Origin of the sequence: Sphingomonas sp. STIS6.2 (assembly GCF_000732685.2) — a bacterium.
In the GTDB taxonomy this organism is placed as follows: Bacteria; Pseudomonadota; Alphaproteobacteria; order Sphingomonadales; family Sphingomonadaceae; genus Sphingomonas; species Sphingomonas aerolata.
The window spans coordinates 63,515-84,280 of record NZ_JPDP02000101.1; the positions used below are offsets into that span (position 1 = coordinate 63,515).

A 20,766-nucleotide genomic window follows, 5' to 3' on the forward strand; every position below is an offset into this window, starting at 1 on the left:
CGGTCGGCATAGGCAGGCGCCACCCGCTCCCGGAGACCTTCATGCAAACGCCAGCCGCGAGTCCCGCACTGGGGCTCGACTTCGGCACGACCAACAGCGTCGTGGCGCTCGGGACGCCCGGGGGCACGCCCGAACTCGTGACCTTCGCCGCGCCCGCCGAGACCAGCCCGGTGTTCCGCTCCGCGCTCTGTTTCTGGCAGGACGACAGCGGCAAGGGGCTCGCGGTCGATGCGGGGCCGTGGGCGATCGCGGAATATATGGAATATCCGCTCGACAGCCGGTTCATCCAGTCGTTCAAGTCGGTCGCGGCGATGAAGACGTTCGAGCAGGCCTCGGTCTTCGACAAGCGTTATCGCTTCGAGGAGATGGGCAAGCTGTTCCTCGACAAGCTGATCGCGCATGCGGGCGGCAGGCTCGACACGCGGCCGCAGCGGATCGTCGTCGGGCGGCCGGTCGAATATGCCGGCGCGCGGCCCGACGAGGCGCTCGCGCGGACGCGCTATGACGCGATGTTCAAGGGCTTCGGCGCGGAGATCCATTATGTCTACGAACCGCTTGGTGCTGCGTACAGCTATGCGACGCGGCTGACCGAGCCTGCGACGATCCTGGTCGCCGATTTCGGTGGCGGGACGAGCGACTTCTCGGTCGTGCGCGTCGCCGAGCCGGGCGCGGCGCGACGCTGCACGCCGCTGGGGCATGCGGGCATCGGGATTGCCGGCGACCGGTTCGATTACCGGATCCTCGACCGTCTGGTGCTGCCGATGCTCGGCAAGGGCGGCGCGTACAAGTCGTTCGGCAAGGAGCTCGAGATCCCGCGCGCCTATTTTGCCGATTTCGCGGACTGGTCCAGGCTCGCGCTGATGCGCAACCGCAAGACGATGACCGAGCTCGAGCGGTTGCAGAAGACCGCGATCGACCCGGATGCGATCGGGCGGATGATCGCGGTGATCGAGAACGAGCTCGGCTATCCGCTCTACGACGGGGTCGGCACGCTGAAGCGGGCCTTGTCGCAGGGCGAGGACGCGCATTTCCACTTTGCGGGCGCGGGGCTGGAGATCGAGGCGGAGGTGACTCGCGCGCAGTTCGAGGGCTGGATCGCCGACGACGTCGCGCGGATCGAGGCGACCGTCGATCAGGCGCTGGCGGCGGCCAAGGTCGGCGGCGGCGATATCGACCGCGTCTTCCTGACCGGCGGATCGTCGCTGATCCCGCGGGTGCGGCAGATCTTCGTCGAGCGGTTCGGCGAGGCCGCGATCATGAGCGGCGGCGAGCTGACCTCGATCGCGCACGGCCTCGCACTGATCGGCGAGCAGGACGACATCGCGGCGTGGTCTGCATGATCCCGCGGGTTCTTCTCGGGACGGCGCAGGTGCCGGGCGGTGGCGAATTGCGGCTGCTCCAGCGCGGCGCGGAATTCTCGATCATGCTCGGCGCGAACGAGCTGATGAACAGCCGGCTGAGCGGGTCCGAAGAAGCGCTGGCCGAGCAGGCGTGCGAACGGATCGGCGCGCGGCCGGGTGTGCGGATGCTGATCGGCGGGCTCGGCATGGGCTTCACGCTGCGTGCAGCGCTCGCACGGCTCGGGCCCGATGCCGAGGTGGCGGTCGCCGAGATCGTACCCGCGGTGGTCGAATGGGCGCGCGGGCCGATGGCGGCGCTGCACGGCGACAGCCTGACCGACCCGCGCACGCAGGTCTTCGAGGGCGATGTCGCCGCGGCGATCGCCGAGGGCGCGTGGGACGCGATCCTGCTCGATGTCGACAATGGGCCCGACGGGATTTCGCGGCCGGGCAACGACCGGCTCTACGGCGCGGCGGGGCTGGCGCGGGCACGCGCCGCGCTCCGACCGGGCGGGGTGCTCGCGGTCTGGTCGTCGGCGCCGAGCAAGCCGTTCACTCGCCGGCTCGACGAGGCGGGGTTCGCGGTCGACGAGGTCGTCGCGCGCGCGACGCGCAAGGGCGGCGCGCGTCACGTGATCTGGTTCGCGACCAAGGCATGATCTGGCGCTGGGTTCTGCTGGTCGCGCTGTCGGCGCTGGTGGCGGGGGCGCTGGAATGGATCGGACTCCCCGCCGGACTGCTGCTCGGGCCGATGATCGCGGCGGTCTTGCTCGCGGTGCGCGGCGGGTCGCTGGGGGTGCCGATCCTCGCCTTTCGCGGCGCACAGGCGGCGGTCGGGACGCTGATCGCGGGGTCGATCACCACCGGGATCGTCGCGACCGTCGCGCAGCACTGGCCGGTGTTCCTCGCGGTCAATGTCGCGACGCTCGCGGCGAGCAGCGTGCTCGGCTATCTGCTCAGCCGCTGGCAGGTGCTGCCGGGGACGGTCGCGGTATGGGGTTCGACGCCGGGCGCGGCGAGCGCGATGGTGCTGATGGCACAGGCCTATGGTGCGGATTCGCGGCTGGTCGCGGTGATGACCTATACGCGCGTCGTGTGCGTCGCGGTCGTCGCCTCGGTGCTGGCGGCGGTGATGGTCGGCGGCGGGAGCGGGCACCATCCGGCCGCGGCGTGGTTCGTGGGCGTCGATCCGGTCGCGGTGCTGCGGACGGTGGCGATTGCCGGTGTCGGCGCGATTCTTGGCGTCAAGCTGCGGCTGCCCGCGGGCGCGCTGCTCGGACCGCTCGTGCTGGGCGGGGTGCTCAACGTCACCGGGATCGCGCAGCCGGTGCTGCCGCAATGGCTGCTCGCGATCAGCTATGCGGTAGTCGGGTGGAAGATCGGGCTGTCGTTCACGCGCGATACGCTCCGGGTCGCCGGCAAGGCGATGCCGCGGATCCTGCTGTCGGTCGGGCTGCTGATCGCGTTCTGTGGCGGCATCGCGGCGGCGCTGACGCGCTGGGCGGGGATCGACCCGGTCACCGCCTATCTCGCGTCGAGCCCCGGCGGGATGGATTCGGTCGCGATCATCGCCGCGTCGAGCCCGGTCGACGTGCCGTTCGTGATGGCGCTGCAGGTGATGCGGTTCCTGGGCGTGCTGCTGATCGGACCGCCGCTCGCGCGGTTCGTGGCGACGCGGCAGGGCGGGGTGGTCCCGGTCATTCCGACCTAGGGATGAATCGACCCGCCTAACCCCAATCCGTTCGTGCTGAGCGAAGTCGAAGCATCTGCGCGCGCGGCCTGCCCTTCGACTTCGCTCAGGGCGAACGGAGTTGGGGGCGTTACCGGTAGTCTCGGCCTGCCCTTCGACTTCGCTCAGGGCGAACGGGGTTGGGGCGTTACCGGTAGTCCCGGCCTGCCCTTCGACTTCACTCAGGGCGAACGGAATGGGCCCGTCACCCCTTGGTCGGGCGATAGGCCTCGACGTCGATCTCGTGGCGTTTCAGCTTGTCGTAGAAGGTCTTGCGCGGGATGCCGAGCGCGGCGAGCGCGGAGCGGACGTCGCCGCTGACCTGGTGCAAGGTCGCGCGGATCGTCGCTTCCTCGAACTTGTCGACGCGCGCGGGCAGCGGCAGGTCACCATCCTCGTCCGCCGGCGCATCCGCCTCGACGCGCAGCACCAGCCGTTTCGCCAGATTGTCGAGCTCGCGGACATTGCCCGGCCAGTCGTGCTGGCCGAGATAGGCGAGCGTCGCGGTGTCGATCGTCGGCACCTCGCGCCCGAACCGCTCGGCGGCCTGGTGCAGCAGATGCCCGAACAGCAAGGGCACGTCGTCGCGGCGTTCGCGCAACGGCGGGATGCGCAGCCGCACCGCGTCGAGCCGGAACAGCAGTTCGGCGCGGAACCGGCCATCCTCGACCGCCTGGTCGAGCCCGGGTTTCGCCGCGGCGATCACGCGCAGGTCGAGCGCACGCGGCAGGTCGCCGCCGACCGGCATGACCTCGCGCTCCTCGAGCACGCGCAGCAATTTGGCCTGGACCGCGGGCAAGGTGCTCTCGATCTCGTCGAGGAACAATGTGCCGCGGTTCGACGCCTCGATCCGGCCGGTGCGGGGCAAGCGCGAATCCCCGTCATGGCCGAACAGCTCGATCTCCGCGACCGCCTCCGGTAACGCAGCGCAGTTGACCGCGACGAACGGCCGCGACCGGCGGTTGCTCCAGCGGTGGAGCAGCACCGCGACGAGCTCCTTGCCGGTCCCGGTCTCGCCCTCGACCAGCACGTCGATATCGGCCTGCGCGATCTGGCGCATCGTCTCGCGCAGCCGGACCATCACCGGGGTCTCGCCGATCAGCGGCTCGGCGCCGATCGTCTCCTCGGCGGCGGCGCGCAGCCGGCGGTTGTCGAGGACGAGGCGGCGCATCTCGAGCGCCCGCCTGGCGCCCGCGATCAGATGGTCGGTCGCAAACGGCTTGGGGATGAAGTCGAACGCGCCGTTCTTGAGGGCTGCGACCGCCATCGCGACGTCGCCATGGCCGGTCATCAGCAGCACCGGGATCTCGTGGTCGATCGCGGCGATGCGGCGGAACAGCTCGAGCCCGTCCATCTTGGGCATGCGGATGTCGGACACCACCGCGCCGTCGAACCCCGCATCGATCCGCGCGAGCGCGACGGTCGGGTCGCGCTCGGCGATCACCGCAATCCCGGCGAGTTCGAACGACTGTTCGAGCGCACCGCGCAGCACGTCGTCGTCGTCGACGAGCAGGACGCTCTGCTCGCTCATGCTTTTACCAGGATCATGCGGAAGACGGCGCCTTGTGGAGCAGGGACGAGGTCGAGCGTGCCGCCGAACTCGGTCATGATGTCGCGCGCGATGCCGAGCCCGAGGCCGAGGCCGTCGGTCTTGCTGGTCGCGAACGGGGTGAACAGGTCGTCGGCGATGCCGGGATCGATGCCGGGGCCGTTGTCGGCGACGGTCAGCACGACATCGCGGCCCTTGCGCCCGACGGTGACGTCGACGCGCGCATCGGGCCGCTCGGCAACCGCGTCGAGCGCGTTCTGGAGCAGGTTGACGAGCACCTGTTCGAGGCGGACGCGGCCGGCGATCACGGTCAGCCGCGCCTCGGGCCCGCTCGGCAGGTCGAGCGTCACGCCCTTCGCCCGGAAGCGGTCGCCGATCAGCAGGCGGACGCCGTCGATCGCCGCGTCGAGCGCGACCGGGCCGATCGAGCCCGCGCCGCGCCTGGCATAGCGGCGCAGCCCCGCGGTGATCGTGCCGATCCGGCTGGTCAGCTCGACGATCGCCTGCAGGTTGGTCGCGGCGCGCGCGGGTTCGTCGCGCGCAAGGAACGCGGCGGCATTGTCGGCAAAGGTGCGGATCGCGGCGACCGGCTGGTTGATCTCGTGCGCGACGCTGGCGGTAATCGTGCCGATCGAGCCGACACGGTTGGCATGGGCGAGCTCCTCGCGTGCCTGGCGGAAGCGCTGGTCGGCGGCTTCGCGCTGCTCGACCTCGATCTGCAGCCGGTCCGCGGTGGCGCTGAGCTCGGCGGTGCGGCGTGCCACCTCGGCCTCGAGTTCGGCGCGCGCACCGGCGTTGCGCTTGCGGCGCTGGTGCAGCCACCATGCGCCGAGCATCGCCGCGATCGTCGCCAGCGCGGCGATCGTCGTCGCCGAGCGCGTCCGCACCGCCGCACTGCGCAGCGCCGCGTCGAGCGGCTCCATATGGACCAGATGCCAGCCCGCGATCGGCACGGGCAGCGACACCGTCACCGCAGGCGTCCCGTCGCCGAGGCGCGACCGGTCGTCCGCCAGCGTCAGCGGTGCGCGGAGCAGCGGCAGCGTGCCGAACTGCCGCGTCTGCGCGAGTGTCCGACGCCGCGCAGGGGACAGCGCGCGCGTCGTGTGGAATTCGAGTCGCGGATCGCTGGAGATCAGGATCACGCCGTCCGCATCGACGACGAAGGTCGCCATGTGATCCTGGATCCAGGCCTGTGCGATGCGGTCGAACTCGACCTTGACGACGACGACGCCAAGCGGCCGTCCCGCGCGGTCGATCCGTCGCGAGAGGTAGAGGCCGGGGCGTCCGCTGACACTGCCCAGCGCGAAGAACTCGGTCGCGCCCGACGCCATCGCCTTGGTGAAATAGTCGCGGTAGCGATAATCATGGCCGAGAAAGCTGTCGGGGCGGTCCGCATTCGACGCGGCGATCGTCATCCCCTGTGTATCGAGCGCATAGATGACCGGTGCACCGGTGCGCGCCGCGAGCAGCGCGAGCTTGGCGTTGAGCGCCGGATCGACCGTGCCCGACGCGAGGGCCGCGCGGACATCGGTATATTCGCCGAGCATGACGGGGAGCAGGCGGTAGGTCTGCAGTTCCGCCTCGAGCAGCCGCAGGTTGCTGCGCGTCTGTTGCATCGCCCGCAGCCGGACCGCGGCGGTCGCATCCGCCACCGTCCGCCGGCCATAGACGGAGGCGACCACCGAGACGATCACGCCCAGCGCGGCGAACGCCATCAGCACCGCCAACGCGGTGGTCACCAGCGAGGATCGAGTCCGTCTCATCTGTGCGGATTATCACACACATCCGTGTGACGCCATCGGCAAAAATGTGCATTTTCCGCACATTCGAAGCATCGGTACGGAGCAAACTCACGCGAATCCAAGGGTTTGAAAGGCTTGACGTGATCACTTGTAGTCCGGGGTCCGGCCCGGCATTACCGCCCTCACTAACGTCCCGCGTGAGTGGACGAGACTTTCAGGAGGCGATGTTGACCCTACCATCCCAGACATATGCGGTCGCGGAAACGCCGGCACGCAAAGGCTGGACCAGCCAGCTCTATATCCAGGTGCTGATCGCGATCGCGCTGGGTGCAGCGCTCGGGCATTTCTATCCGACGTACGGCGCGGCGCTGAAGCCGCTCGGCGACGCGTTCATCAAGCTGGTGAAGATGATCATCGCCCCGGTGATCTTCCTGACGCTCGTCACGGGTATCGCCGGGATGAAGGAACTGGGCGCGGTCGGTCGCGTCGCGGGCAAGGCGTTCGCCTATTTCCTGTTCTTCTCGACGCTCGCACTGATCGTCGGCCTGATCGTCGCCAATGTCGTCCAGCCGGGCGCGGGGATGAACATCGACGCCGCCTCGCTCGATACCAAGGGCATCGCCGACTATACGGTCAAGGCGCATGAGACGACGATCACCGGGTTCCTGATGAGCATCATCCCGGACACGATGGTCAGCGCGTTCACCGACGGCAACATCCTGCAGATCCTGCTGATCGCGATCCTGTTCGGCATCTCGCTGAGCCTGGTCGGCGAGCCTGCCAAGCCGGTGCTCAACTTCCTCGAGCGTCTCAGCCTGATCGTCTTCAAGCTGGTCGGCATCCTGATGCGCGCCGCCCCGCTCGGTGCGTTCGGCGCGATCGCGTTCACGATCGGCAAATACGGGATCGGCAGCCTCGCCAATCTCGGCGCGCTGGTCGCGACCTTCTACCTGACCGCGGCGCTGTTCGTCGTCGTCATCCTCGGCACCGTCGCACGCCTGACGGGCTTCTCGATCTTCAAGCTGATCAAGTATCTGAAGGCCGAATTGCTGCTGGTGCTCGGCACCTCGTCGTCGGAAGCCGCATTGCCGAACCTGATCCAGAAGATGGAGGCTGCGGGCTGCGAGAAGTCGGTCGTCGGGCTGGTCGTGCCGACCGGCTATTCGTTCAACCTCGACGGTACCAACATCTACATGACGCTGGCCGCGCTGTTCATCGCACAGGCGACGAACACCGACCTGACGCTGGGCCAGGAACTGCTGCTGCTCGTCGTCGCGATGATCTCGTCCAAGGGCGCCGCTGGCGTCACCGGTGCGGGCTTCATCACGCTGGCGGCCACGCTGTCGATCGTGCCGACCGTGCCAATCGCGGGCATGGCGCTGATCCTTGGCGTCGACCGCTTCATGAGCGAGTGCCGCAGCCTGACCAACTTCATCGGCAACGCGGTCGCGACGATCGTCGTCGCCCGCTGGGAAGGTGCACTCGACCGCGACAAGCTGAACGCGGCGCTGTCGGGCCAGCTGCCCGAACTCGCGCCGGCGCCGATCACGACCGCCGCCGCTCCTGCCGCATGATCCCGACGGGGCCGGCGTTGGCCGGCCCCGCGACCAGTACCGGATAGCTTTTTTATGACCTCGATGATGATGCGCCGCGTGCGCCATGCGGCCGGCTTTGCCGTCGCGACCCTTCCCGCAATGGCGCTCGCCCAGGCCGCGCCGCAGCAGGCTGCTCCCGAAAGCGCGCCGCCCAAGGCGCGCGAACGGCTCGGTCCCGTGTCCAAGGACGCCGCCGGCACCAGCGCGGCCTCGCCGATCGCCGAGAGCTATCCCAATGCCGCGGTCGGCGACGGCGTCACCGCGGGCGGCTACAACCAGTCACGCTGGGCGGAGGACTGGTCGAAACTGCGCGACCCGGCCAAGCGCAAGGACATCATCGACCAGCTGAAATTCATCTCGATCGCGGGCGACGGCGACGTCTACCTGACGCTGTCGGGCGAGGCGCGGCTGCGCGTCAACCACACCACCAACCCCAATCTGCGCGACAGCGAGGCACAGCGGCAGGACATCCTTCGCCTGTTCGGCGGCGCGGACCTGCATGTCGGCGAGCATCTGCGCTTCTACGGTGAAGTCGCGCACGGCACGCTCGAGGGTGAAAATCTCGGCAACGTGCTGCCGAACCTGCGCAACAAGCTCGCGGTGCAGCAGGCGTTCGTCGACCTGACGGGCACCGTCGCCGATGTCGATGTCGGGGTCCGCTATGGTCGCCAGACCTTTGCCGACGGCCCGAACCTGATGGTCGTGCCGCGCGACAACAACACGCTGTACTTCGGGTTCAACGGCTTTCGCGCCTGGGCGCGGACCGCGGGCGTGCGCGCCGACGTGTTCGACTTCAAGCCGACCGCCTATGGCACGCAGGGCACGCGCGACGACGATGCGGAAAGCGCACGGCGCTTCTCGGGCATCTCGACCGGCGTCGTCCTCCCCGACACGCTGCTCGGCGGGTCGAAGCTGTATCTCGACCCGTTCCTCTGGCGGCTGCGCAACCGCAACGCGGTCTGGGGCACCGACAATGCGCGCGAGGTCCGCAATTTCTACGGCCTGCATTTCTGGGGCGATGCGGGGCCGGTCAATCTCGACTGGACCGTCAATTATCAGGGCGGCAGCTATGACAACCGCTCGATCAAGGCGTGGCTGATCCTGCTCGCGCAGACCTACAAGCTCGGCAAGGGGCGCAACGCGCCGCGCGTCGGCTTCCATGCAGACTATGCCAGCGGTGGTGGTGCCTACGGGAACGGCACGCTGCGCACCGCGCTCGCACCGTTCGGCAACAACATCTATTACAGCTATCAGCTGTTCGCGACGCCGACCAACCTGATCGCGGTCGCGCCGAACGTCAGCTTCACCGTGCTCGACAAGCTGCGCCTGACCGCGGAATATCAGCTGTCGTGGCGCGATTCGCAGAATGACGCGGTGTACCGCGCCAATGGCAGCGCCTTTGCCGGCACGCAGAATGTGTCGGGCAGCAAGATCGCCGACACGATCCGTTTCCAGGCGGTCTATCCGATCTCGTCGCGGCTGTCCTTTACCGGCCGTTACGAGCATCTGATCGCGGGGTCGTCACTGACCCGCGCCGGGTACAAGAACTCGGACTTCCTCGCCGGCTGGCTCAGCTACCGCTTCTGATGACCTCGATCCTCCCCCTAGCGGGGGAGGATCGTGACGGCACGCGATACCGTCAGGATTAACCTGCGTCGCACCCACCCGTATTTTCCGTCCTTCCGACCATACCGGTCCTTCAATTTCGTGATCGACTGTGGCACATGGGCTCCATCATCAGGAGTCACATGGTCATGGATCTGAGCTTCACACCCGACGAAGAGGCCTTCCGCGAGGAGGTGCGCGACTTCTTCCGCGAAAAACTCCCCGCGCGTCTCTCGACGCTGGTCCGCGAGGGCAGGCGGCTGCGCAAGGCCGACATGGAGGAATGGCACGCGATCCTCAACGACCGCGGCTGGCTCGCCAATCACTGGCCGCGCGAATGGGGCGGGCCGGGCTGGAGCGTGATCCAGCGCTTCATCTTCGACAATGAATCCGCGCTCGCGCACGCGCCGCGCGTGGTGCCGTTCGGCGTCAACATGCTGGGGCCGGTGCTGATCAAATACGGGTCGGAAGAGCAGAAGCGCCACTGGCTGCCGCGCATTCTCGACGGCTCCGACTGGTGGTGCCAGGGCTATTCGGAACCCGGCGCCGGCTCCGATCTCGCCGGGCTCAAGACCACCGCGGTGCGCGAGACGCGGAATGGCCGCGAGGTCTATGTCGTCAACGGGCAGAAGACTTGGACGACGCTGGGCCAGCATGCCGACATGATCTTCTGCCTCGTCCGCACCGATCCCGCCGCCAAGAAGCAGGAGGGGATCAGCTTCCTGCTGATCGACATGAAGACCCCCGGCATCGAGGTCCGCCCGATCACGCTGATCGACGGCGAGCAGGAGGTGAACGAGGTGTTCTTCACCGATGTCGAGGTGCCGGTCGAGAATCTGGTCGGTACCGAGAATGACGGCTGGACCTACGCCAAATATCTGCTGACCTATGAGCGGACCAACATCGCCGGCGTCGGTTTCTCGATCGCGTCGTTCGAGCAGCTGAAGACGGTCGCGCGGACACAGACGAAGAATGGCCGGCCGCTCGCCGACGATCCGCTGTTCGCGGCGCGGATGGCGCGCGTCGAGATCGACCTCGCCAACATGCAGACCACCAATTTGCGCGTCGTCGCGGCGGTGGCGGGCGGCGGCGCGCCGGGCGCGGAAAGCTCGATGCTCAAGATCAAGGGGACCGAGATCCGCCAGGAGATCACCGCGCTGACGCGGCGCGCCTATGGCTCCTATGCCGCGCCCTATATCCCCGAGGCGCTCGAGGCGGGGTGGAATGGCGAGCCGGTCGGGCCCGACGATGCGGCGACCGCATCGCCGAGCTATTTCAACAACCGCAAGCTGTCGATCTTCGGCGGATCCAACGAGATCCAGAAGAACATCATCTCCAAAGCCATATTGGGTCTCTGAGCATATGAACTTCGAGCATAGCGACGACCGCCGGATGCTGGCCGACACGCTCGTCCGGGCGCTGCGCGACGGCTATCCGATCGAGACGCGCAACGCGGGCGCCTATGGCGAGGCGGGTTACGACCCCGCGGTCTGGCAGCAGCTGACCGAACTCGGCATCGTTTCCGCGCTGTTCGACGAGGCCGCGGGTGGATTCGGTGGCAGCGGGTTCGACATCATGGTGGTGTTCGAGGCGCTCGGCCGGGCGCTGGTGGTCGAGCCGTTCCTCGGCGCGCTGATGGCCGGCCGCGCGCTCGCCGCGGCGGGCGGGCACGACGCGGTGCTCGCGGCAATCGTCGCGGGCGAGGCGATCGCCGCCTTCGCGCACGAGGATGCGCAAGCACCCGTGACCGCGACGCGCGACGGCGACGGCTGGACGCTCAGCGGCACCAAGGCGGTCGTGCACCAGGCAGGCGCCGCATCGGTCTTCGTCGTCAGCGTCGAACAGCCGGGCGACCCGCTCGTCCTGCTCGTCCCCGCCGATGCCGCCGGGGTGTCGGTCCGCCGCTACAGCGTCGTCGAGGGTGGCGGCGCGGGCGAGGTGACGTTCGACGGCGTCGCGCTCGGCCCTGACGCCCGGATCGGCACGGACGGGCAGGGGCGTGCGGTGGTCGACGCGGCGATCGAGGCGGGGCTGCTCGCGCTGTCCGCCGAGGCGCTCGGCGCGATGGCGTTCGTCAAGGAGGCGACGCTCGGCTATCTGCGCGACCGCAAGCAGTTCGGCGTGCCGATCGGCAAGTTCCAGGCGCTCCAGCACCGCATGGCGACCGTGCTGCTCGAGATCGAACAGGCGCAGTCCGCGGTGATCAACGCGGCGGCGGCGTTCGACGGCGACGACGCGACCGCGCGCGCGCGGGCGCTGGCGGCGGCGAAATACACGATCGGCCGGACGGGCGCGCTGGTCGCTGAGGAATCGATCCAGCTGCACGGCGGGATCGGCATGACCTGGGAATATGCGGTGTCGCATTACGCCAAGCGGCTGGTGATGATCGACCACCAGCTCGGCGACGAGGACCATCACCTCCAGCGCTATATCGACCTCGCCAAGGCTGCCTGAGAACCACCCACCCGTTCGTGCTGAGTAGAGAACGAGTAGCCCCGAAGGGGCGTATCGAGGGCTCGTATCGAAGCACAGGTTTTATCCGCCAACCTGTCCTTCGATACGCCGCTTCGGCTTCGCTCAGCAGCTACTCGGGACGAACGGGAAGAGGGGGCGACGGCAGGGCGTCCGGCGCTAGCCGCGCCGCGCGATGATCGGCCGCAGGCGGACACCGAGGCAGATCACCGTCGGCCAGAACATCGTGTTCGCGACATCGACCAGCGTGTCGTCCCAGCGCCACGACCCGTAGTTCAGCCGGTCCATGATCTCGTTGAACGCCTCGCCCGCCGCGACCACGGTCCAGGGGATGAAGGTGCCGAACGAGCGCCGCGTGATGAGCCGTGCGATCATCAGCAGCGCCATGCCCGCATGGATATGCAGGATGGTGTCGGGAAGGCCGGTGCCGTCGCCGACCCAGTCGATCCACTGATGGTAGAGTTTGGGTAACACGTAGAGCCTCCGCCGCGGGCAGGGTGCTGCCCGGGCGGGGGCTTACCGTGATGATCGGCGAAACGATACCGGCGTGATCAGCCGCGCACCGCCTTGCGGCAGGCCTTGACCAGATTGACGATCAGCCCCGACAGCGTCGAATAATTGGCATGGTGATAGGACGACCCGTCACCAAGCTCGCCCGTCAGGCGGCGATGCGCCTCGGGCAGCGCATGATAGGGCAGCCCCGGCAGCAGATGGTGCAGCGCGTGATAGCGCAAGCCCACCGGCGCCCAGATCTCGGCAAGCAGGCCCGGCGGCGGCACGTTGACGCTGTCGAGATACTGGTCGGTGATGCTCATCGCATCGCCCTCATTCTCCCACAGATGCGCGACCAGCGTGCGGACCTGGTTGAGCACGGCGATCGCCGAGACGATGGCGAGGAAGGTGAGCGAGGCGGCAAGCGGGAACACGCCGGTCGCGGTCAGCACGACGAAGCTGATCGCCCAGACGCTCGCCGCGGCCTCCCAGATCCGCCAGCTGCGCAGCGCAGCGCCCTCGGGCGGCTTGCGGCGAAACTGCGGGTTGATCGCGAGTGCGGAATAACGCGTGACGACGATCTCGCGCAGCTTGGGCGACAGCAAAGACAGCGGCGCAAGCACGCCGTAGCGCAGGATCAGGCCTATCGGCAGCAGCGCCGACACCAGCACGAAGATCGCGAGCGTCGCCGCGGGCCCGCGGGCGAGCGGCATATATTCGGGATCGCGGTTCGTGCCGTAACGAGTTTTGGCATGGTGGAGCGTATGGACGCCCTCGTACATCAGCGACGGCATCATCACCGGCAGGCCGAACAGGATGTTCCACCCGGCCGTGAAGCCACGCACGGCGTTCGGCTTCATGTGCGACAGTTCGTGGATGAAGCTGAGCGCGCGGTACAAGGCGAGCACGGCGACGACCGCGCCGAGCAGCTTGGCCCAGAGCGGCGTCGCGACGATCGCCACCGCCATGCCCGCATAGCCCAGACCCGCCGACGCGATCAGGTCGGTCCAATAGACGATCGGGCGCGCCGCATGCAGGTCGCGCGTCAGCGACGCCGCGGCCTTGATCATCGCGATATCCTCGCGACCCGCCTGCGCCGCCTTGGGGCGTGCGAGCGCGGCCGAGGCCCGCGACAGGGTCGCAGCAAGGGGGTCGGGCGTGACGAATGCGGTTGCCATGATCATACCATTTTCGGGTGACGTATCGTCGTCGATACAGAAGAATTCAGGCTGAAAAATGGTGACGGGACGACCGGAATCAACCACCCGGCCGGGCCGCGGCCGATTGCGCGTCGTCGTCCAGGCAGGCACGCGGGGCCGTGAAGACCCTCCTGCATCGTTGATCTGAATTAGGAACACTTTACTGGCGCAATCGTTAGGGCGGTGGTTCCCAACCGGGCTCATTTTCGAGAAAGCGAATTTTATGAAGACATTGATCCTTGGCGCAGCCGCGCTTGCCATGACCGCCCTCCCCGTCGCGGCGAGCGCAGCACCTGTCACCGGCAACGCCGCACAGTCGCTGTCGGTCGCGTCGTCGGCGCGTGCCGGCACCGCAACCAAGCGTTCGAGCAAGGTCGCTGCGGACAGCATCGCACCGCTGGTCATCGGCGCAGGCGTGATCGCCGGTGTTGCATATCTCGTCATCGACAAGGAAAATGACGACGACAACTCGGACAGCAACTGAGTTAAGCGCGGGGGCGGCGGTCGCGCCGCCCCCGCAACCTCTGTCGCCCGGTATCGGGCGATAGACGTTTCAAGGCCGCGCCGTGTAGGGCTGGGGCATGACCCGTATCATCCGATGCTGCGCCCTGATCGTCCCGTCGCTCGCACTGCCCCTGGCATTGTCGGCTTGCGATCCGCCACGCTGGGCGCGCGGGGGCGCTGATACGGACAGCCGCGACCCGATGGCACGGCGTGATGCCGATTTCAGGCGCACCGAGACGCAGCGCGTCGCGCAGGATATTGCCCGGACCGAAGAGTCCGTCCGCCTCTCGATTGCCGAAAAGCGCATCGAGGCACTCGAGAAATCGCTCGCGGAGATGCAGACCACGCCCGAGACGGTCGAGATCGACCTGCTCAAGGGCCGTCTCGCGGCCGTCGAGGCCAAGGCCTATGCGCTGCAGGATGCCCCGCCATCTGCACCGCCCGCGGCCGCCCCGACGCCCACCCCGCGCCGCGCGGCAAGCACCGACGCCGCGACCACCCGCCGCGACCCGTCACGCCCGCCCTTGCGCCTGCCCCAGCTCGAATCCGCCCCGCGTCGCGCCACCGAGGCCGAAAAGGCTGCGTTCAACGCCAACCGCCGCTGACACGATTCCCCTATAATCCGGCCTGATCGATCATCGATGCGATCTCGGCCGGCAACGCGGTTTCCGCCTTGGGCAACAGGCGGTTGAGCGCGGTCTGCACGCGCTTGGTCGCGACCTGATAGGTCTTGTGCCGGATCCCGCGCGTCGCGTTCGTCCGCCAGGAGGAACTCTCGCCGAGCAGCGCCTCCCATTTGGCCTCTTCAGCGGCCAGGATCGAGAGTGCGAGACGAAGCCCGTCCCGCCGTCCGCGTGCATAATCGTCGGACATCGCCGGCATCTCCATCATGCGCCCCCGGTCCCTGACAAGCGAGGTTCGCTTTGTCCCCCGACCACCACGAAATCTTCCCGTGATCAAGGGCTTGGTCGCACGCCATTCGCGGCGTGTGGCTTCGGGGTGCAATACCGCTTGCCGGCAGGGCCGTCTGGCCTAGTGTGCGGGCATGATTACTCGGCGCACCGTCATCGCTTCTTCTCTCGCCCTGTGCGCGACCTCGGCGATCGCCGCGGCGCCCGCACGGCGTGGCCGGCTGAAGCAGTCCGTCAGCCGTTGGTGCTATCAGGACATGCCGCTCGACGCGCTGTGCGCCGCCGCAGCGCGCATCGGGCTGGACGGCATCGACCTGCTTCAGCCCGCCGAATATGCGGTGCCGCGCCGGCACGGACTGCGCTGCACCATGGGCTATGCCGCCGACATCATGACCATCCCCAATGGTCTGAACCGGCGGGAAAACCACGCGGCGATCGAACGGGCGTTCCGCATCGGTATCCCGCAGGCCGCCAAGGCCGGCGTTCCCAATGTGATCGCCTTTTCGGGCAATCGCCGCGGCCTGTCCGACGCGGAGGGCGCCGACAACGCCGTCGCGGGGCTGAACCGTCTCAAGCGGATCGCCGAGGATCATGATGTGACGATCTGCGTCGAACTGCTCAACAGCAAGGTCGACCACCCCGATTACATGGCCGACCACACCGCCTGGGGCGTGCGGGTCGCCAAGGAAGTCGCCTCGCCCCGCGTGAAGCTGCTCTACGACATCTATCATATGCAGATCATGGAAGGCGACCTGATCGACACGATCCGCAAGAACATCGAGTGGATCGGTCATTTCCATACCGGCGGGGTTCCCGGGCGGCATAATCTCGACGGCACGCAGGAGGTCGATTGGCAGGCGGTGGCGCGCAGCGTCGCCGATCTCAAATTCCAGGGTTATTTCGCGCATGAATTCGTGCCGGTCGGCGATCCCCTGACGGCGCTCGCCCAGGCGGTCCGGACCTGCACGGTGTGACCGGGAGCCGGACGGTCGACGCTTCGTAACTGCCGGGGCCAGCGCGTGGCCCGGGACTCAGCGCATCGCGAGCTGCGTCGTCAGCGCGCGCGGCGTGATCGTCATCACGCCGTCCTCGATCGTCACACGTCCCAGCCGCGCGATCTCGGGCTGGCCGAGCAGCGTGTAGGGCATGCCGCGCTGGCCGATGCGCATCGCCATCCGGCCCAGACTCTGCCCGCCGATTTCGACCGAGGCGACACGCGCGACGCCGAGCCGGGTATAGCCGCCGATGCCGATCGCCGTTTCCTCGCGCTGCACGGCACGGTCGGCCCCTGTCGCGCGCGCATCGTCCGCCGACAGGATGGTGTAGGCCGCGCCGGTGTCGACGATTGCGCGAATGCGGACGCCGTTGACCATCATCGCCGCGACGAAATGCCCGCCCCAGGGATCGCGATTGATCCGCAGGACATGGGGCTGCCCGAAGGTGACCGGCTCGTCGAGGTCGGCGGGGTCGATTTCGATGCGGGGGGCGGGCGGCGGCGCATAGCTCACCGCGGCGACCATCGTCCGCTGCGGCTCGATGCAGGTGACGACGGTGCGCGACAATATGTGCCCCTCGTCGTCCTCGTCGGTCGTCTCGGTCGTGGTGATCACCGCCATGCCCGGCGTCGCCGTGCCGCCGCGCCAGGCGGTGTCGACGATGCGCGTCCGACCGTTGATGGTGGTGACGGTGCGCACGGTGTTCGCCGGGACGTCCTGGATCTGCCCGCCGATTGCGACGCGGACCTGCGCGGCGGCAGCGGTAGCGGTCAGCGCGGACGCCAGCGCGATCGCGAGTGCCCCTGCGCGGACGGTTGCTCTGATGCCCACGGCAGTCCTCTTTTCCTCATCCACGGACATCCGTCCCGGAGGATCAAAAGAACCCTAGCGTCATTGTGTTTACAGTTGGTTAGCGCGGCACGATGCGCTTCGGTCGACGTCCATGGTGCTTAGCGGCGCGGGCGCGGTCCGGGATCAGGGGAAGCCCGCACCGCCATGCGCGCCGACCGCGGTCCCGGTCGAGTAGCTCGCCTCGCCGGATGCCAGCGCGACGAACAATATCGCGAGTTCCGACGGCTGCCCCGCGCGGCCGAGCGGCGTGTCCTGGCCGAATTCGTGCATCTTGCCCGGCAGCTGCCCGCCCGCGACCTGAAGCGGTGTCCAGATCGGGCCGGGCGACACGGCGTTGACGCGGATGCCCTTCTTGGCGAGCTGCTTGGCCATGCCGCGCGTCAGGTTCTGGATCGCCGCCTTGGTCGAGGCATAATCGATCAGGTCGTCATTCGGGTCATAGGCGTTCTGCGAGATCGTGTTGATGATCACCGAACCCGGCGGCATCGCGGGGATCGCGGCCTTCGAAAAGCGGAAGACGTGGAACACGTTGGTCTCGTAGGTGCGCACGAACTGTTCGTCGCTGATCTCCATGATGTCCGCCTTGGACTGCTGATAGGCGGCATTGTTGACGAGGATATCGAGACCGCCGAGCTGCGCGATCGCTTTTTTGACCGTATCCTCGCAGGCCTTCTGGGTGCGGATGTCGGCGGGCAGCAGCACCGCCTTGCGCCCCGCCTGCCGGATCAGGTCGGCGACCTCGCGCGCGTCCGGCTCCTCGCTGGGATAATAGTTGATCGCGACGTCCGCGCCCTCGCGCGCAAAGGCGATCGCGGCGGCGCGCCCGATCCCGCTGTCGCCACCGGTGAGCAGCGCCTTGCGGCCGACCAGCTTGCCGCTGCCGCGATAGCTCTGCTCGCCATGATCGGGGCGGGGGGTCATCTTGCTGGCGAGCGCGGGCCAGGCCTGGCGCTGCTCGGGGAAGGGTGTGCGGGTGTACGCATTGCGCGGGTCGCGCAGGCTGGGGGCGGGCCCGGTGCCGGAGGTCTCGGTCGATTGCACCCGCGCCATGCCCGGCGCGGCCGCGGCGGCAAGGCCGATGGCAGCGCTGCCCAGGATGCTGCGGCGGGAGGTTTCACCGTTGCTCATGATCGGGTCCTTGTCGGTGGGTCGGGGTCGCCGGCGGGCTGGTCCCTGCTCGACGAACCGCGGCGCGGACCGTTCCATCGGCGCGGTCATCCGGCCCGATACCGCGGAAACCGCGGATGCCGAGCGGCGTTCATCCCCGATCTGCACCCGCGAGTATCCCACCATGACCGACCGCCCCCGCATCATCTGCCTCATGACCGCGTCGGTCGATGGTGGCCTGCATCCCAGCCGCTACACCGACAGCCCGGATGGCACCGCCAAGGCATGGACGCGCGCCTATGAGTCGCTGCACGAGCGCCTCGACGCCGATGGCTGGATCGTCGGACGCGTCACCATGGCGGAGATGGCGAAGGGAGAGCCGCGTGCGTCGACGACCGCGGACGCGCCCGCGCGACCGTCGCTGTTCCAGGCGCGCCATGCCGCGTCCTTCGCGATCACGCTCGATCGCGCCGGCAAGATCCGCTTCGCCGGGCCCGACATCGGCGGCGACCCTGTGGTCGTGCTGCTCGGACGCGGGGTGAGCGACGCCCATCTCGCGGAGCTCGCCGCCAATGGCGTGTCCTACCTCGTGTCGGACAGCGACGAGATCGACCTCGCCGGTGCGCTCACAACGTTGCGCCGCGAACTCGGCATCGAAACATTGCTGCTTGAAGGCGGCGCCGGCATCAACGGCTCGTTCCTCGCCGCCGGTCTGGTCGACGAACTCAACCTCGTCATCGCACCCGCACTCGACGGCGGTACCAATGCGGAGCGGATCGTCGCGGCGGGCGACGGTCTGAAGGGCAAGGTGACGCTGTCGCTGCTCGGATGCGAACACCTGGCCGCCGGGGCGGTCAATTTGCGGTACCGGGTGGCGGCGGTCGGCTAAGCGCAGTCGGCGTACATGGCGGAACGGAATTGGTGCACCCGACTGGTCTCCGTTAATCGCGCCGGTTCAATATGTTGGCTTGGCTAACCACAAAGACGGCGGGCGCGGAATCCTGTGGTTTTCTGACGCACTGGCTAACCGGTCGTGAGCGCCCGTTCGCTGTTTCAGATCGCCGGCGGCAAAGCGAAAAAGGGGCATCGCACGGGCCAGCCGGTCCGCCGTAGCAGCTATCGCGCAGGCGAACGCGAGCAGCGCTATTGGCGCCCGTTCAACAAGGCCGAACGCAACGCGCGAATGCGCGCGGCCGAGGTCTACGACCGCAAGCACAAGATTGCCGGCAAGCGTAACGGGCCGCTCGGCGCGATTGGCGTCGACGTGCTGCGCGAATTGATGCGCATGATCGACTTCAAGACCGGCCGGCTCGAGCCCGCTATCGCGACGCTCGCCGAACGGCTGCGGCGCTCGCGCGGCGCGATTGTCAGCGCCCTCTCGCGTCTGAAAGATCACGGCTTCCTCAACTGGATCCGCCGCTTCGAGCCGATCGATGATCCCGATGCCTTCGGTCCCCAGGTGAAGCAGGTGACGAACGCCTATTGGTTCGGCCTGCCCAAGGAGGCGGCCGACATGGTTCGCCGGATGATGGGGAAGGGGCCTCTGCCCGACGACGAGGTTACCCGCAGGAAGGCCGACGAAGAGCAGACAGCGGCGATGCTGGCGACCATCTCCGCCGAAGACCTGGCCGCGTTCCGCGCCGGCAACGAGTCGCCGCTCGCCAAGGCTCTCGCTTCGCTTGGCCGGCGCGTAGACCTCTCTAACGCGAATTCACCGAATGGTCAGAACCCGTCCCTGCAAGGTTAAATATAAAAGGAACGCCGATGGCGTGCGCAGGTTTGCTGCCCCACCAAGCCCCCGAGGCCCCGAACCCAACGGGTTCAGCATCCAGCGACCGCGGGTGAGCGTGCCGGCTTGCGCCGTCCCGTGCATCCTGGGGAGTATGCGCGAATTTCGTAGAGACCGATCAATGTCAATGTTTTGCGAAGTTCGCTAATCTATCGCTGAATCTCTGGTGTCATGAAGCAGCTCTCGCGGTGCTGTACGGATAGGGTGCCGCCCCTCGCAGCGTAGAGGGCGATCTGAACGTTCGTTCGGGGATCGAATGTCACTCAAACTTCGTTATTGATCGGTAGTTGATCGGGTGGCGAAGGGTGGCTAGATACACGCTGTGAAAAACACTCATATCAAGCAAAAGTCATATTGGCCTGCTCTTGAAGCGGCGCTTAGTGCGGCGGCCGACGGGGCTACCATCCCCAGCGCAACGTTCGCAGCAGTGGCAGATCGCCTGCGATCGGCAATTGACGCGCCGGACGCGACGCGGGTTCGTGATGCATCGGATATTCTAGAACAGTTTTATCGCCAGATGGCGTCGACGGCGTCGCCGGCTGTCCAAGCTGTCTCAAGGGGGCTTGAGGGGGGAGACATAGCTGCAGGCTACGTCCTTGGTAAGATTGCTTTTGCTCAGCTTCTGGCAGCACGCGTCGCTGATACGCGTGCTGACGATAGGTTTATCAATCACGTCCGGGACGCTCGCTATCTCCCTTACATTCAAGCGATGTACGCTGAGCCCCTCAGCGTGTCCGCATTGCGAGACAAGGTCGGGACAAGAATGGAGACTGTCAGCCGGAAGCTGGCAGTTTTGCGGTCTATTGGGATAGTAACATCACGGCGACAGGGAACCGTCGTGGTTAATATGCTAACCCCTGCTGCAAAAGATACGGTGGATGCTCT

19 protein-coding genes are annotated in these 20,766 nt (G+C 67.5%); 12 read left to right on the plus strand and 7 right to left on the minus strand.

The window, feature by feature from the left end:
* Positions 1-41 precede the first annotated feature (41 nt).
* From sphst_RS13245 to sphst_RS13255, 3 genes are read left to right on the plus strand one after another with little or no spacing between them, the layout of a single operon-like run.
* A complete protein-coding gene (locus tag sphst_RS13245; protein ID WP_107045666.1) occupies positions 42-1,340 on the plus strand; it encodes an Hsp70 family protein in 1,299 nt (432 codons plus the stop codon).
* A complete protein-coding gene (locus sphst_RS13250; RefSeq protein ID WP_107045667.1) occupies positions 1,337-1,999 on the plus strand; it encodes a hypothetical protein in 663 nt (220 codons plus the stop codon). The genes sphst_RS13245 and sphst_RS13250 overlap by 4 nt, the downstream gene beginning before the upstream one ends.
* The gene (locus tag sphst_RS13255; protein ID WP_107045668.1) at positions 1,996-3,051 is read left to right on the plus strand and encodes an AbrB family transcriptional regulator; all 1,056 of its coding nucleotides are present in this window, start codon (positions 1,996-1,998) and stop codon (positions 3,049-3,051) included. Before sphst_RS13250 ends, sphst_RS13255 begins: the two co-directional genes overlap by 4 nt.
* A gap of 223 nt (positions 3,052-3,274) precedes the next feature.
* Here sphst_RS13255 and sphst_RS13260 read toward each other — a convergent pair whose 3' ends face one another.
* On the minus strand, positions 3,275-4,600 hold the full coding sequence (locus sphst_RS13260; protein WP_056409201.1) for a sigma-54-dependent transcriptional regulator: 1,326 nt from the start codon (positions 4,598-4,600) through the stop codon (positions 3,275-3,277).
* On the minus strand, positions 4,597-6,357 hold the full coding sequence (locus sphst_RS13265) for a sensor histidine kinase (protein WP_199848975.1): 1,761 nt from the start codon (positions 6,355-6,357) through the stop codon (positions 4,597-4,599). Before sphst_RS13265 ends, sphst_RS13260 begins: the two co-directional genes overlap by 4 nt.
* A gap of 230 nt (positions 6,358-6,587) precedes the next feature.
* On the opposite strand from sphst_RS13265, the gene sphst_RS13270 reads away from it, so the two are divergent.
* From sphst_RS13270 to sphst_RS13285, 4 genes are all read left to right on the plus strand, one after another.
* Positions 6,588-7,934, plus strand: a complete 1,347-nt coding sequence (locus sphst_RS13270; RefSeq protein ID WP_260171256.1) for a dicarboxylate/amino acid:cation symporter — start codon at positions 6,588-6,590, stop codon at positions 7,932-7,934.
* Between the two features lie 63 nt (positions 7,935-7,997).
* Positions 7,998-9,542: an alginate export family protein gene (locus sphst_RS13275; RefSeq protein WP_037531872.1), complete on the plus strand. Its 1,545-nt coding sequence runs from the start codon at positions 7,998-8,000 to the stop codon at positions 9,540-9,542.
* Positions 9,543-9,709: 167 nt separating this feature from the next.
* The gene (locus tag sphst_RS13280; protein ID WP_107045669.1) at positions 9,710-10,918 is read left to right on the plus strand and encodes an acyl-CoA dehydrogenase family protein; all 1,209 of its coding nucleotides are present in this window, start codon (positions 9,710-9,712) and stop codon (positions 10,916-10,918) included.
* 4 nt (positions 10,919-10,922) lie between these two features.
* A complete protein-coding gene (locus sphst_RS13285) occupies positions 10,923-12,014 on the plus strand; it encodes an acyl-CoA dehydrogenase family protein (RefSeq protein ID WP_107045670.1) in 1,092 nt (363 codons plus the stop codon).
* Positions 12,015-12,191: 177 nt separating this feature from the next.
* On the opposite strand, the gene sphst_RS13290 is transcribed toward sphst_RS13285, so the two are convergent.
* Positions 12,192-12,506, minus strand: a complete 315-nt coding sequence (locus sphst_RS13290) for a hypothetical protein (RefSeq protein WP_031393859.1) — start codon at positions 12,504-12,506, stop codon at positions 12,192-12,194.
* A 77-nt stretch (positions 12,507-12,583) separates the two neighbouring features.
* Complete coding sequence (locus sphst_RS13295) at positions 12,584-13,702, minus strand: fatty acid desaturase family protein (RefSeq protein ID WP_031393858.1); 1,119 nt, start codon at positions 13,700-13,702, stop codon at positions 12,584-12,586.
* Positions 13,703-13,946: 244 nt separating this feature from the next.
* Here sphst_RS13295 and sphst_RS13300 point away from each other — a divergent pair, with 244 nt between their 5' ends.
* Positions 13,947-14,207 (plus strand): hypothetical protein, encoded by a 261-nt coding sequence (locus tag sphst_RS13300; protein ID WP_031393857.1) that lies wholly within the window; start codon positions 13,947-13,949, stop codon positions 14,205-14,207.
* Positions 14,208-14,304: 97 nt separating this feature from the next.
* On the plus strand, positions 14,305-14,832 hold the full coding sequence (locus sphst_RS13305; protein ID WP_056409208.1) for a hypothetical protein: 528 nt from the start codon (positions 14,305-14,307) through the stop codon (positions 14,830-14,832).
* A gap of 10 nt (positions 14,833-14,842) precedes the next feature.
* Here the strand turns inward: sphst_RS13305 and sphst_RS13310 are convergent, their stop codons facing one another.
* Positions 14,843-15,100, minus strand: coding sequence for a hypothetical protein (locus sphst_RS13310; RefSeq protein ID WP_056409313.1), 258 nt, complete (start codon positions 15,098-15,100; stop codon positions 14,843-14,845).
* A gap of 172 nt (positions 15,101-15,272) precedes the next feature.
* On the opposite strand from sphst_RS13310, the gene sphst_RS13315 reads away from it, so the two are divergent.
* Positions 15,273-16,112 (plus strand): hydroxypyruvate isomerase family protein, encoded by an 840-nt coding sequence (locus sphst_RS13315; protein WP_031393913.1) that lies wholly within the window; start codon positions 15,273-15,275, stop codon positions 16,110-16,112.
* A 57-nt stretch (positions 16,113-16,169) separates the two neighbouring features.
* Here sphst_RS13315 and sphst_RS13320 read toward each other — a convergent pair whose 3' ends face one another.
* The gene (locus tag sphst_RS13320) at positions 16,170-16,964 is read right to left on the minus strand and encodes a retropepsin-like aspartic protease family protein (protein WP_031393912.1); all 795 of its coding nucleotides are present in this window, start codon (positions 16,962-16,964) and stop codon (positions 16,170-16,172) included.
* Positions 16,965-17,108: 144 nt separating this feature from the next.
* Complete coding sequence (locus tag sphst_RS13325) at positions 17,109-18,113, minus strand: SDR family oxidoreductase (RefSeq protein ID WP_031393911.1); 1,005 nt, start codon at positions 18,111-18,113, stop codon at positions 17,109-17,111.
* Between the two features lie 163 nt (positions 18,114-18,276).
* Between sphst_RS13325 and sphst_RS13330 the strand changes: the two genes are divergently transcribed.
* Both sphst_RS13330 and sphst_RS13335 read left to right on the plus strand, forming a co-directional pair.
* Positions 18,277-18,981, plus strand: a complete 705-nt coding sequence (locus sphst_RS13330) for a dihydrofolate reductase family protein (RefSeq protein ID WP_031394343.1) — start codon at positions 18,277-18,279, stop codon at positions 18,979-18,981.
* Positions 18,982-19,125: 144 nt separating this feature from the next.
* Positions 19,126-19,839, plus strand: a complete 714-nt coding sequence (locus sphst_RS13335; RefSeq protein WP_051916406.1) for a hypothetical protein — start codon at positions 19,126-19,128, stop codon at positions 19,837-19,839.
* Positions 19,840-20,766: the final 927 nt, after the last annotated feature.

Excerpts from the sequence above, each read along its gene's own strand:
- sphst_RS13245 (WP_107045666.1), top strand. The coding sequence starts at position 42 with ATGCAAACGCCAGCCGCGAGTCCCGCACTGGGGCTCGACTTCGGCACG.
- sphst_RS13250 (WP_107045667.1), top strand. The coding sequence starts at position 1,337 with ATGATCCCGCGGGTTCTTCTCGGGACGGCGCAGGTGCCGGGCGGTGGC.
- sphst_RS13255 (WP_107045668.1), top strand. The coding sequence starts at position 1,996 with ATGATCTGGCGCTGGGTTCTGCTGGTCGCGCTGTCGGCGCTGGTGGCG.
- sphst_RS13260 (WP_056409201.1), bottom strand. The coding sequence starts at position 4,600 with ATGAGCGAGCAGAGCGTCCTGCTCGTCGACGACGACGACGTGCTGCGC.
- sphst_RS13275 (WP_037531872.1), top strand. The coding sequence starts at position 7,998 with ATGATGATGCGCCGCGTGCGCCATGCGGCCGGCTTTGCCGTCGCGACC.
- sphst_RS13280 (WP_107045669.1), top strand. The coding sequence starts at position 9,710 with ATGGATCTGAGCTTCACACCCGACGAAGAGGCCTTCCGCGAGGAGGTG.
- sphst_RS13285 (WP_107045670.1), top strand. The coding sequence starts at position 10,923 with ATGAACTTCGAGCATAGCGACGACCGCCGGATGCTGGCCGACACGCTC.
- sphst_RS13295 (WP_031393858.1), bottom strand. The coding sequence starts at position 13,702 with ATGGCAACCGCATTCGTCACGCCCGACCCCCTTGCTGCGACCCTGTCG.
- sphst_RS13300 (WP_031393857.1), top strand. The coding sequence starts at position 13,947 with ATGAAGACATTGATCCTTGGCGCAGCCGCGCTTGCCATGACCGCCCTC.
- sphst_RS13305 (WP_056409208.1), top strand. The coding sequence starts at position 14,305 with ATGACCCGTATCATCCGATGCTGCGCCCTGATCGTCCCGTCGCTCGCA.
- sphst_RS13310 (WP_056409313.1), bottom strand. The coding sequence starts at position 15,100 with ATGTCCGACGATTATGCACGCGGACGGCGGGACGGGCTTCGTCTCGCA.
- sphst_RS13315 (WP_031393913.1), top strand. The coding sequence starts at position 15,273 with ATGATTACTCGGCGCACCGTCATCGCTTCTTCTCTCGCCCTGTGCGCG.
- sphst_RS13325 (WP_031393911.1), bottom strand. The coding sequence starts at position 18,113 with ATGAGCAACGGTGAAACCTCCCGCCGCAGCATCCTGGGCAGCGCTGCC.
- sphst_RS13330 (WP_031394343.1), top strand. The coding sequence starts at position 18,277 with ATGACCGACCGCCCCCGCATCATCTGCCTCATGACCGCGTCGGTCGAT.